Genomic DNA, 12,753 nt, shown 5'->3' with positions numbered 1-12,753 from the left:
GAAGAAAGAACCGTCAGCGGACTGTGGGGCCTGATCGGCAAACTCGTCGATATCTTCCAGCCAATGGAATGTGCCAACTACTTCAGTTCGTGCGGGTATGATCTGGAATGATCGAAAAACGCTCTAAGCCATGATCTTCGGGCATCACCGACACGCCCTCCTCACGGACGGCGCGATGTGACCTTCTCGACGCCACTCGCGTCGATCACTCGCCGGGCCTCGACTGGCCATTGGCTGCCGATCACGACGATATTATCCGACGTTCGGTTGTTGAGATAGTCGCTCCATTCACCGTCAAGCTTGCCGCTATTATACCAGTTGTGCGTTGCGACATTGTCCAGCGCAGTGCGCCTGGGTGCGACATGGGATTGCGTGTTGAGGTTCAGCCATACGCCGCCTACTTTATCGACCACATTGTGACGTACCGTGACGTAACGCGATCCTTCATCAAGATAGATGGCAATGCCGCCGGCGCCTGCTACATCATAGATGTAGTTTTCCGCGATCAGAGCGCCTGGATCAGCCGACAGATGATAGATGGCGCCACCATCGGGAAACCATTGTTTTACCCGCCCCACCCGATTGCCTTTCACCACCGTGTCGCGCAACGTGGTAGGCGTGTCATAGACGATGTTGCCAGGCTGATCATAATAACCCCGCTGTTTGCGCCAATATTCGGCACTACCGCCGGGATCATTGGCACCCCACCCCCACCCCACGTCTATCCCGTCATAAGGCGTATCTGAAACATCATTGTTCATAATAATCGTGCCGGATGCGTAGGTAACCAGAATGGCCGATTGTTCTTTATAGTCGCGGGACACGCTATTGATGCGATTGTTACGGATGATGATATCCCGCAATCCCATTTCCGGGCGCGAGGGATGGTGAGCATCCGGCTGTACCCCGCCCGCCATGATCGCGCCACCGGCCAGATCGACAAATTCGCTGTTCGTCACCTCGATCGCTGAAGTGCCCAAGCCGACGCCGCTATCGTTGGCGTCCGGGTTGTTGCCGATTCCCAGCGCGATCTGCCCCAGCTGAGAAAATCTGTCTTCGTCAAATAAGATTCTCCGCGCCGCTGCAACCTGTACGGCGGCTGGCTGCTGGCTCCATCGATTGCGCATCCGTTCGAACGACCAGCACCCCCAACTGCAATCGCGAACGGGATCAGCGGGATAATCAACAAGGTCGTCGGCTAGATAGGCGCCGCTTTGCTGACTGGCATAGCCACCCGGCCCGGACGGACCCCGCCAACTCGTATGGCTGAACTGGAGCCGCCGAAACTCCAGATCCCGAACCGGATCGTCATAGGTGCCTGCGATGGAGACAAGATGCTCCAGATGCGGTAGGACGACCTCGATCCGGTTCATATCCTCGCCGGGCATCGGTTTATAATAAAGCTGCCCTGCCTTGGGATCGATGAACCACTGGCCCGGATCACGCAGAAAAGCCAGGGAATTCACCAGAAACATCCGTGCGACCTCTGTCGAAACCGGCCGCGCGATCGTGTCATAGCCGACCAGATTGTTATGCCAGCCAGGCTGCTGCATCACGATCCTGTCGCCGTCGATATGGTCCACCATCGCATGACGATGGGTGAACCAGCTCATCCCCTCGACCTCCAGCCTGCCCTGATCGGGCAAGGTTGCCAGAAAGCGCCAGGCGGGATCGCGGATTTCCAGTCCCCATGGATGGAAGGCGACTGCGGATCGTGGAATTTCCACGTCCGCCCGTCGAGCCAATCGTCCCGCCACGCTCAATTGCCGCGGATCCATTCCGACCGGCACATGTGCTACCCAGATATTGCGCTGCTTGTCGACCTGACGCCAGCCAGTGACCGGGGTGCCGCCGGACAGCAAGGTGCGCAGCCCCGGCGCGCCTTCCCAGCGGACCGTATAGCCATTCTGCCCCCCGTCTCTGGCATTAAAACGTAGCGGCGCCGCCAAGCGGTAAACGCCTTGGGCCAGCGACACGGTGACATCATGGTCGCGATTGAACTTCCGCACCGCCTGCTGCGCTCGTATCAGCGAGGCGAAGGGTCTGGCGGCCGATCCGTCTCCGTCATCAGATCCTTTTGGAGAAACATGCAGAACCAGCGGAACGGGGGCAGGCCGGTTAGGAATGACGATCTTCAAATGTTCGCCAGCCGGTCGATCACGTGCGGCAACCGGCGGAATATTCGGCATCGGCGGCAATTGCGCCAATGTCGGCAGGGACCAGATGGCAATAACGGCGCCCATGCTTGACCATCGCATCTAGTTCACCCCGTTTAACCTTTGTCTTCCGTTGAATCGTTACGGCTGGATGGCCGCGATTACGTGCCAGCTTAAGGGCGCTGGCGGCGTTGTCTTGTCAGCAACCTTCAGGATGGAACCAACCTCACGGAACTCCCTGAAGATCGGTGCGGTGATATGCTCGCAATATCGGGCGCAATTCCCGACGTTATTCCTGAAGTTCAGCAGCCTGCTTCGGCATGGTCAAACCTATAATAGTTCAGACTGTCCCTGTCGAGATATGCCCTGTTCACGCCGAGCAGGAAGAAGGGGGAGGGGGCCGGCAAGGCAGCCGGAAGGATGGTAGCCGCTATTGCCGTGCATAAGGGCAATACCCTCACGCAACCCTCTCCCCAGTTTCTTAACCATGCCGGTCTATCATGCATTACGTCAGCCCGGCATGGTCAGCATCAGAATTTGAAGCGGACTCCCGCCCGATACATGCGTCCGATCACATCGTAGAGGTTCGGGTTGACGAAATAGGGCGACTTGGCCGGATCACGATCAAGCAGGTTGTCGACTTTGAAGTAAGCGGTGACCTGCGGCGTGATATTGTAGGTGCCGCCAATATCCACATAGAAGGCACCAGGCATGAAATTCTGGTCGATCGTGGGATGATTGTTGGTCGATGCAGGGCAGCTACCAGGCTCGCAGACCACATATTGATGACCCAGCACGCCATCGCTGAACCAGCGTTCTTGCACCATGAACGAGAAATTCTCATTCTCGTAGCTCTGGATCGCCAGGAACTTCCAGTCGGGCGTGTTGCCCAGATTGGCGCCAGCCGAGTCCACCGGGATCGTACCGATCAGGCCGGAGTCCGTTACGAACTTGCGGACATGCGTCGCCAGACCGCGCAAGGTCAGGCTGCCCGGCAGGCCCAGCGGACGCTGCCACTGATAGCTGGCTTCGATGTCGAAACCGCTGGTGTCGATCGACGCCAGGTTGAACGCCTGCACGTTGATGAAGTTCGGCCCTTGCTGATTGTTCAGATTGAACGCGCTGCACGTCTCTGGCCGGACGTTCTGGAAACACAAGTTGACGATGTCGCCGGCGCCCAGGCTGGAGATGACGTCCTTGATCTTGATCTTGTAGTAATCGAACGACGCGCTGAAGCCCGGCAACCAGGATGCACCGGAAAAGGCGATGCCGGCTGTCGTGTTGCGTGCGGTTTCAGGCCGCAAATTGGAATTGCCGATGCTGTTCTGGATCGCCAGCACGTTGCGGCCGGTGAACGGATCGAAGAAGTTGGGCAGCGTCGTGGTGACGGGCGCTGCGAACAGTTCCGACAGATTGGGGGCACGCACATCCTTCGACGTCACGCCACGCAGGCGGAAACCATCGACTGGCAGGTTCCATGTGCCGCCGACCTTCCAGGCCCAGATCGTGCCCGACGTGCTGTAATCGGTCACGCGCACAGCGCCGTTGATGTTGGCCTTGCCCAGCGCATCGCTGTTGATGATCGGCAGATCGGCCTCGAAAAAGGCTTCTTTCACGCCATAGGCGCCGCCGCCGCTCTTGTAGTTGCCCGCATACCAATTGTTGCCGCCCGGCAGCAGCGTGGGATCGAACGGATAGTCGGCGGTGTTAGGCGCGAAGTTGGAGCCCATGCCATAGGCGTCGGCGCGGACCTTGTAGAATTCATGCCGATATTCGGCACCGAACGCTATCGACAGCGGGCCGGCCCACAGTTCGACAGGCGAACCGGAAAAATTGACGCTGACCACGTCCTGCGTCTGGCGCGTCCGCTGGAACGGGCCGTTTTCAGGCATGATATAGGACAGCGCGCCGGCCGACGGATTGCCGCCGAAAATATTGAGCGGCTGGCAACCGTTCGCCCGCGCCGTGGCACTGGCGCAAACGATCGAGCCATTCAACGTAGTCGCATTGATGGCGTCGTTGAAACGATTGGTCAGCAGAATGTTCGATACGTCGATGGCGGTGAAATTAACGCCATGCTCGAAATAATTGTCATAGGACCATTCGGTACCGAGCAGGTTGAACGCCCCCTTGGCGCCGATGACGCCGCGATACTGGCGACGATCCGTATCCACGCGGGTGTTGCCCAGCGCAGCATTGCTCGTGCCATAGCCGAAGCTGGTGATGCCCGCCGTCGCACATGCGGTCTTGATCGATGCCGGAACGAACGGATTGGCGCACTGGATGGTCAGGCCGGGCTTGTTCATGCCGCCGACCGGGGTGTTGTGGGTCTTCACCTGGCCGAAGTTGAAGGTGAAATAAAGTTCGTCATTGTCGGCGAAATCATAACCGAGCCGAGCATAGCTATTGATCCGCTTGATCGCCGATTGAAGCGTGCGCCCCGCATCGACATTGCCCGACAGGTCGCCGCCAAGGCAGAAGCCGGGGAAACAGTTGCGCACATTGCTGGTACCGTCGCGCGCCGGCACGCCGCCCGATCCGTAGTTGAACTGGAACGGATTGCCATTCTGATCGAATGCCGTGCCCTGGAGCGGGCCGGACGTGATCAGGCCATATTTGGTATAATTATAAGCCTGGGCATAGTCGCGCAGGACGAAACGGGGCGATCCGTCGTTGACCGCGCCTCGGTCGATCAGGCTGGTCTGCTTGAACCAGTCGCGCCCGCCGGCCAGGCCGATACCGAAATCGCCGCCGCCGACGCCCTTTTCATCGGCATATTCGCCACTGACGACCAGATGCGCGCGATCATCGAGGAAGCTGGTACCTGCCGCCAGCTGAACCAGAAACTGTTCATTGTCGCTGTATCGGCTGATGCCGCCCTGGACATTGCCCTTGAAGCCCTTGAACCGGGTGTCGGTGATGAAGTTGACGACGCCGCCGACCGCGTCCGAGCCGTAGGAGGCGGATGCGCCGCCATTCACGACGTCGACGCGCTGCACAAGCAGCTGCGGAAACAGACTAATGTCAGGCACACCGGTCACGTTCGCGCCGACGACCCGCTGTCCATCAAGCAGGGTCAGGGTACGGATGGCGCCCACGCCTCGCAGCGAGAAGGAACTCAAGCCCTGCTGGCCGCTCGACGTGCTGAACGTGTTCACTGCCGTACCGCTCGACCCCTGCAGCGACGGCAGTTGCGCGATGGTGGTAAAGATGTTGGGCTGCGCATTGGCTTCGATGGCACCCGAATCGATCACGGTCGTGGGAGTGGGCGCCGTGTAGCCGCTTGCCTTGATGCGTGAACCTGTGACGACGATATCGCTATCATTGGCTGATTGCTGGGCGCCTTGAGGCGCCGCCACGCCTGCTCTATCCTGCGCCATGGCCGGCGCGGCGATCATACACGCCAGCAGGGCGGCCATGCTGACGGTGGCAGGCCCCATGGCGGATTTTGCGATACGAAAATTGGAATGCGACATACTGCTCTCTCCCCTAGATTTTTCTATCCCTGTCGCGGAGTAAACCTCCGAAACTGCGCATCGCCGCCGAGCATGTCAAAGACTCGACAGAAAGTTAGTTAGCGCTAACAACGCCTATTGATATCTCCCGAGATTGTTGTCAATAGTCAGACAAGACGGAGAGGATGAGGATTTCACGCTTTGAGACGGCCGACATTATTTTACACATCAGAGCAATATGCTCATGCAGATGTGAGCCGATCGTGCCAGGATGCGCTTCGTCGCAATTTTTCTGTTAACGTTATCATGTCATGGTGATGACGATTTTTCGCATGGGAAAAATAAGATGGACCATCATCGGCCTTTTCGTCGGTGCGATGGTCATCAACTATCTTTCGCGCTCCGTGCTGGGGGTCGCAGCGCCGATCATTTTGACGGAACAATCGATAAACAGCATCGAATATGGCTGGATTACGAGCGCCTTTCAGCTTGGCGTGATGCTTCAGCCGGTCGCGGGCTATTTTCTCGACAGCGTCGGGCTGCGCATCGGTTTTGGCATTTGCGTTGCCGCCTGGTCGCTTATCACGATGGCCCATGGGTTCGTAAACGGGTGGTTCGGATTTGCCGCGCTGCGCGGCCTGTTGGGGCTTGCCGAAGGGTCCGCGCAACCTGCCGGGCAAAAGCTGGTGGCGGAATGGTTTCCGTCCAAGGAGCGCGGCCTTGCAGGCGGCGTGTACAATATCGGCGCATCGTTCGGCGCAGTCTTTGCCCCACCATTGGTGGCATGGGCCGTAATGATGCACAGTTGGCGCCTGGCATTCGTGATAGCGGGCGCCATCGGTCTTGGCTGGGCATTGCTCTGGCTATTCTATTATAACAGCCCGTCGCGACACCCCCGCCTGACCGATCAGGAGCGCGATTATATTGCCAGTGGGCAAGAAGCACGGCTTGCGCCGCAAGCGACCCGCGCCTCCATCATGAGTCTTCTACGCAGGCGCGACCTTTGGGGGATCGCCCTGCCCAGGATGCTTGCCGACCCTGTATGGGGCATGTTGTCATTCTGGATGCCGCTCTATCTCGCGCGCGTTCGCGGTTTCGATCTGACCCAGATTGCCCTTTTCGCCTGGCTGCCCTTTCTTGCCGCGGACCTTGGATGTCTTTTCGGTCCGGCCGTCGTCACCTTCCTGCAACGGCGCAATGTCGATCTGATCGACGCACGCCGCTGGACGTTTACGCTGGGCGCGGCGATGATGACGGGCATGGCCTTTGTCGGCATGGCGACGAACCCCTATGTGGCGATCGCCTTGCTTTGCCTGGGCGGGTTTGCGCATCAAACGCTGTCCGTCACCGTCATCACGATGGCCTCTGACCTGTTTCCTCGCAACATCGTGGCCACTGCGGCAGGCTTGGCCGGCCTTGCAGGCAATCTTGGCGTGCTCGTCTTCACCCTGCTCCTGGGTCAGATGGTCGATCAGGTCGGCTATGAGCCATTCTTCATCATCCTTGGCGTCCTTGACCTGCTGGGCGCCCTTCTCCTGTGGATATTGGTGCGTAAACCCGCATGAACATCATCTCAAATCCGATACTTCCAGGCTTCAATCCCGATCCGTCCATCCTGCGGGTCGGCGATGATTTCTACATCGCTACATCGACCTTCGAATGGTATCCCGGCGTGCAGATTCACCATAGCCGCGATCTCAAGCACTGGCGGCTCGTCGCACGACCACTGGCGCGAACGACGCAATTGGACATGCGTGGCGCGCCTGATTCCTGCGGAGTCTGGGCGCCCGACCTTAGCTATGCAGATGGACGCTTCTGGCTCATATTCACGGACGTCAAACGATATGGCGTGACGACCGTCAATGGCGCCAAAGGCGCGTCCTTGCGGGACTTTCCCAACTATGTCGTGCATTGCGACCAGATCGACGGCAATTGGTCGGAGGCTGTTCACCTCAACAGCAGCGGCTTCGATCCCGCCCTGTTCCACGATGACGACGGCCGAAGCTGGATGCTGAACATGCTATGGGATCATCGGCCCGGCCGGGGCCGGTTCGCGGGCATTCAGATCCAGCAATTTGATCGCACCGCTCAGGCCCTTGTCGGCGAACCCCATCTGATTTTCAAGGGAACCGATCTGGGCTTCACCGAAGGTCCGCACATCTACAAGCGGGACGGATGGTATCATCTGCTGGTCGCCGAAGGGGGGACCGGATGGGACCATGCCGTAGTCATGGCTCGCTCACGCGATTTGCTGGGGCCATATGACGTGCATCCCGATGGCCCGGTACTGACGGCGGCGGGGCGCCGTGAAGGCCCCATTACGCGCGCCGGGCATGGCGATCTGGTCGAACTGAAGGATGGATCGCCCTGGCTCGCCTATTTATGCGGCCGCCCCGTTCCGGGGAAGGAGCGCTGCATTCTAGGGCGCGAAACGGCGATACAACCGATGCGATGGCATGACGATGGGTGGCTGCGCACATTGGACGGCGACGCGCGGCCGGTCGAAACGCCACAAGCGCCTGACCTGCCATCCATGCCCTGGCCGCAGGACGATTGGGATGGCCGTTTCGATCGGGATCTCCTGCCCTTGGAATTTCAATGGCTGCGTACTCCCTTGCAAGAACGCCTCTTCAGCCTGTCCGAACGGCCCGGCTTCCTGCGACTGTACGGGCGGGAAACCGTAGGGAGCCATTTCGAGCAGGCGCTTGTCGCCCGGCGGCTGGAACATAGACGCTTCACAGCGACAACCTGCGTCGATTTTTCGCCGCGTTGCTTCCAGCAGGCCGCGGGGCTCATTCTCTATTATAACAGCACGAAATATTATTATCTCAATATCAGCGTGGAAGGCGAGGCACGCGAATTGCAGTTGATGATCGCATCGCCGCTTCTGGCGGAAGGCGTCACGATGGAGACGGTCGATCGACTGCCCGACGGGCCGATCGAATTGAGAGCGGATGTCGACGGCGATGCCCTGATCTTCAGCTGGCGCGCCGAAGGTGACGCCAATTGGCACATCTTGCCTCAAAGGCTGGATGCAACGATCCTCTCGGACGAAGTGACGTGCCCCGGCCTCCCCAACTTCACCGGCACCTTCGTCGGCATGGCCTGTCAGGATTTGTCCGGCACGGCGATGCCCGCCGATTTCAGCTGGTTCATCTATGAAGGCGAATAGGGCACATGCGATCCGGTCGACTGACGTTCCACGATCCTGTGATCGAGTATGGTTTCGCGGGGAACCCGCGAATGGCCCTTTTCCGCTGCGATTTCGGCAATCAGCAGGCTCAGTGCTTCAGCGGCCAATTCGCGCACGGGCTGATGCACCGTGGTCAGCGGGGGCCACAGCGTATGCGCCGCCGTCGTGTCGTCGAAACCCGCCACCGTCAGTTCGGCCGGCACATCCAGATGGCGCCGGTGTGCCACGGACACCACGGCAGCCGCCATATCGTCATTGCTCGCGAAGATCGCAGTGGGTCGGCTGGGCATCGCCAACAAATGTTCGGCAGCCGCCAGCCCGGACACATAGGTGAAGTCGCCTTGCACCACCTGAACCTCCACCCCGCCCGTTTCACGGATCGCCGCGTAGAAACCGGCCATCCGTTCAGCGCTCGCGGCCTGATCGGGGTTGCCCAATATGAATCCCAGCTGCCTATGCCCCAGATCAAGGAGCAGGCGTGTCATCTGGTAGGATGCCGCGCGATCATCGATCCGCACGCAAATCTTCCCGGGGGATTGATAGGCCCCAACAGCCGCCATCGCGCATCCCGCGTCGCGCAAAACCCGCAGCACATCAGGCGCCTCACCCAACGGCGGCGCCAGCAAAGCGCCGCTCAACCCGGACGCGACCAACTCTTCGATGGCTTCCACAGCGGGGGCACGCCCGCCTTCCCCTTTCAACAAAATCAACCGCGCGCCACGCGACGACGCTTCTTCGAAAACCCCGGTCAGGAACTCGCTCATGAAGGCGGCGTTCGCATTGGAATAGATGATGCCGATCCGCAATTCCGTCGAGTTGACCAGATTGCGCGCTGCGACATTAGGTGTGTAGGCGAGAGCCTTGATCGCCTCCTCGACAACGGCGCGCGTCTCCGCACTCACGCCCGACCGTCCGTTGATCACGCGCGATACCGTCATCGACGATACCCCGGCACGTTTCGCAACATCCACTACGGTCGCGCCACGCCCCATTTGCTGCGATCGTGCCATAAATTCCCTTACGCTCTCGAAATGCGATCAATCGACCTAAGACATGGAAGGGCATCAGCAAAGCGGCAATTGCGGGTTTTGCGTCGGCGCCTGTCGATGCTGGGTGCCGGGCACGGCAAATGATGATCTTCGACGATCATCCTCGACTGACTTTCATCATAAGGACCATCTTCATGCGCCGGTCGCTCCTTCCCTTTCTTTTCCTCGCCACCATGGCGGCGCCCGCTCTGTCGCAAGACGTGGCCGGCGCCAATCCCATCATCCGTGACAAGTTCACCGCAGATCCCGCGCCCATGGTGGATGGAAACCGCCTCTATCTCTACGTCGGCCATGACGAGGCGCAGCGCGACGAGATGTTCAACATGCGCGAATGGCTCGTCTATTCGACCACCGATATGAAACATTGGACCGACCATGGGCCGATCATGAACGTGTCGGATCTCAAATGGGCCAAGAAGGACGCCTGGGCATCGCAGACCATTAAGAAGAACGGTAAATACTGGTTCTATGCCGCGGTCGAGCATGACAATAGCCATCCGGGCAAGGCGATCGCGGTCGCCGTATCCGACACGCCGACAGGCCCTTTCGTCGATGCGAAGGGATCGGCGCTCATCACCAACCAGATGACGCCGAAAGGCACGCATAGCTGGGAAGATATCGACCCCACCGTCTTCACCGACGATGACGGGGTGACCTGGGTCGCCTGGGGCAATCGCCAATGCTATATCGCAAAGCTGAAGCCCAACATGATCGAGATCGATGGACCGATACGGGAAATCACGCCGCCGCATTTCGAGGAAGGCCCCTGGCTCCACAAGCGGGGCAAGCTTTACTATCTGACCTATGCCTCGCTCGACCGCGCGACCCATCGCGACGAGCGTATTTCCTATGCCACGGCGACATCGCTCGATGGCCCCTGGACCTATCGCGGGGAACTCACCGGATCGGGCAAATATAGCTTCACCATTCACGCCGGCATCACCGAGTTCAAGAAGCAATGGTATATCTTCCTGCATAATGCCGCGCTGGCCATCGGCGATCTGAACGGCGCGATCGGACGGCGTGCAGTGACCGTCGAGCGCCTGGAATATAATCGCGACGGCACCATGAAGCCGGTCGTGCAGACCGATGCGGGCATTTCCGCCCACAATCCGGGAAAATAGGAAAATTCCGCCACTGAACATCGCAGCCAGGTAATGGTAGCGCTATCGCAAAAATATAGCCGGCGCGGCGCAGCGCGGCAGTTGAAGGAGAGATACAGCATGACCTACCCGACCTTGCGCCTGTCTGCGCTCATACCATCCATACTGTCTCTTTCGCTGTTCGCCGCGCCCGCCGATGCGGCGCCTGCGCAGTTCGATCGATTTACCTATGATGGTCAGTCGGCTGAAAAGGTCGCGGTCAAGGCCGGGGAATATCGCAATCCAATCCTGACGGGCTATTACCCCGACCCGTCGGTCACGCGTGTGGGCGACGACTATTATCTCGTCAATTCATCCTTCGCCCATTATCCGGGCCTTCCGATCTTCAAATCGAAGGATCTGGTCAACTGGACGCAGATCGGCAATGCCATAGACCGGCCCGAACAACTGAACTTCAATGGCCGTCGCATTTCACAGGCGGTATTCGCGCCCGCCATCAGTTATCACGGCGGCACCTTCTACATCGTCAACACCTGCGTCGAATGTAAGGGCAATTTCGTCATCACCGCCAAAGATCCGGCCGGTCCATGGTCGAACCCCATCTGGCTGCCCTTTGAAGGAATCGATCCGTCCATCTACTGGGAAGGTGACAAGGCCTATATCGTCAACAACCGCGCACCGGACGAACCGCCCCGCTATAACGGCCACCGCGCCATCTGGATTCAGGAATATGACTGGCGCGCGGGCAAGATGGTCGGCCTAAGCACGCAACTGATCAACGGCGGGGTCGATATCAGCAAGAAACCGGTCTGGATCGAAGGGCCGCATATCTTCCGCAAGGACGGCTATTATTATCTGACCGCAGCCGAAGGCGGCACGAGCGTCAATCATTCGCAGGTCGTATTGCGATCCAAGGCGTTGCGCGGCCCCTATGTCGCTTTCGAAGGCAATCCGATCCTCACCCAGCGCGATCTCGATCCCGCGCGGCCCGACATGATCGGATCGGCAGGCCATGCCCAACTTGTCGAGACGCAAAATGGCGACTGGTGGGCGACATTTCTCGCCGTGCGCCCTTATGCCGACGACTTCTACAATATCGGGCGCGAAACTTTCCTGCTGCCGGTGGAATGGAAGAATGGCTGGCCGATCATCCTGCCGCGTGGACAGGCGATCCCCCATGCCCTCAAGCTGCCCAATCTGCCGGTACAACCCAAGCCCGCTTTGCCCACCAGCGGTGATTTCGCCTATGTCGAAGAGTTTGACGGCAACGCCTTGCCGATGGAATGGATCGGTATCCGAACGCCACAAAAGCCCTTCTATCACCTCAAGGATGGGGCGCTTGCGCTGGAAAGCGGCGCCCCCCTCGGCGACCTGAACGGCGTTCCAGCCTTCATTGGGCGGCGGCAACAGCATGCCAACGCCATCTTTTCCACCACGCTGCGCTACAGCCCGGCCAGGAATGGCGATCGTGCCGGTCTTGCAGCCGTACAGAGCGACCGGAGCAATCTTTTCTTCGGCCTCACCCGGATCGCCGGCAAGCCGGTCGTCGCGCTCTACACTCGCGATGCGGCCGATAGCGATACGCTGATCGCCTCCGCGCCCGTCACCAGCGGCGGCCCTGTGACCCTTACCATTCGCGCAACCGGTGGGACCATGGCGTTCGACTATGGCATTGGGGACAAGGTGAAGACGTTGAAGGACGGCGTCGACGCCACGCTGCTCAGCACGAAGAAGGCTGGCGGCTTCGTCGGCACGATCGTCGGTCCCTATCACTATACCCCGGCCAACTGAGGAGCG

General features: G+C 59.4%; 7 protein-coding genes and 1 pseudogene. 5 read left to right on the top strand and 3 right to left on the bottom strand.

Going from position 1 to position 12,753, the window contains the following annotated elements; genetic code table 11:
* Positions 1–111, top strand: a pseudogene (locus RQH62_RS22785) (IS630 family transposase); the annotation flags it as partial.
* A 50-nt stretch (positions 112–161) separates the two neighbouring features.
* Here the strand turns inward: RQH62_RS22785 and RQH62_RS22780 are convergent.
* Both RQH62_RS22780 and RQH62_RS22775 read right to left on the bottom strand, forming a co-directional pair.
* The gene (locus tag RQH62_RS22780) at positions 162–2,243 is read right to left on the bottom strand and encodes a right-handed parallel beta-helix repeat-containing protein (RefSeq protein ID WP_311270938.1); all 2,082 of its coding nucleotides are present in this window, start codon (positions 2,241–2,243) and stop codon (positions 162–164) included.
* A 443-nt stretch (positions 2,244–2,686) separates the two neighbouring features.
* Positions 2,687–5,632, bottom strand: a complete 2,946-nt coding sequence (locus tag RQH62_RS22775; RefSeq protein ID WP_311270937.1) for a TonB-dependent receptor domain-containing protein — start codon at positions 5,630–5,632, stop codon at positions 2,687–2,689.
* A 296-nt stretch (positions 5,633–5,928) separates the two neighbouring features.
* Between RQH62_RS22775 and RQH62_RS22770 the strand changes: the two genes are divergently transcribed.
* Together RQH62_RS22770 and RQH62_RS22765 are read left to right on the top strand one after the other, a co-directional pair.
* Entirely contained in the window at positions 5,929–7,176 is a 1,248-nt protein-coding gene (locus RQH62_RS22770; protein ID WP_311270936.1) for an MFS transporter, read from the top strand.
* On the top strand, positions 7,173–8,783 hold the full coding sequence (locus RQH62_RS22765) for a glycoside hydrolase family 43 protein (protein WP_311270935.1): 1,611 nt from the start codon (positions 7,173–7,175) through the stop codon (positions 8,781–8,783). The genes RQH62_RS22770 and RQH62_RS22765 overlap by 4 nt, the downstream gene beginning before the upstream one ends.
* Here the strand turns inward: RQH62_RS22765 and RQH62_RS22760 are convergent.
* A complete protein-coding gene (locus RQH62_RS22760) occupies positions 8,768–9,814 on the bottom strand; it encodes a LacI family DNA-binding transcriptional regulator (protein WP_311270934.1) in 1,047 nt (348 codons plus the stop codon). The two genes, RQH62_RS22765 and RQH62_RS22760, sit on opposite strands and share 16 nt — an antisense overlap.
* 173 nt (positions 9,815–9,987) lie before the next feature.
* Between RQH62_RS22760 and RQH62_RS22755 the strand changes: the two genes are divergently transcribed.
* Positions 9,988–10,977 (top strand): glycoside hydrolase family 43 protein, encoded by a 990-nt coding sequence (locus RQH62_RS22755; protein ID WP_311270933.1) that lies wholly within the window; start codon positions 9,988–9,990, stop codon positions 10,975–10,977.
* 99 nt (positions 10,978–11,076) lie between these two features.
* A complete protein-coding gene (locus RQH62_RS22750) occupies positions 11,077–12,747 on the top strand; it encodes a glycoside hydrolase family 43 protein (protein WP_311270932.1) in 1,671 nt (556 codons plus the stop codon).
* Positions 12,748–12,753 lie beyond the last annotated feature (6 nt).

This window comes from Sphingobium sp. WCS2017Hpa-17 (assembly GCF_031843765.1).
Classification (GTDB): domain Bacteria; phylum Pseudomonadota; class Alphaproteobacteria; order Sphingomonadales; family Sphingomonadaceae; genus Sphingobium.
Note: the sequence above shows the minus strand (reverse complement) of the source record. Positions and strands in the feature narration are given on the sequence as shown.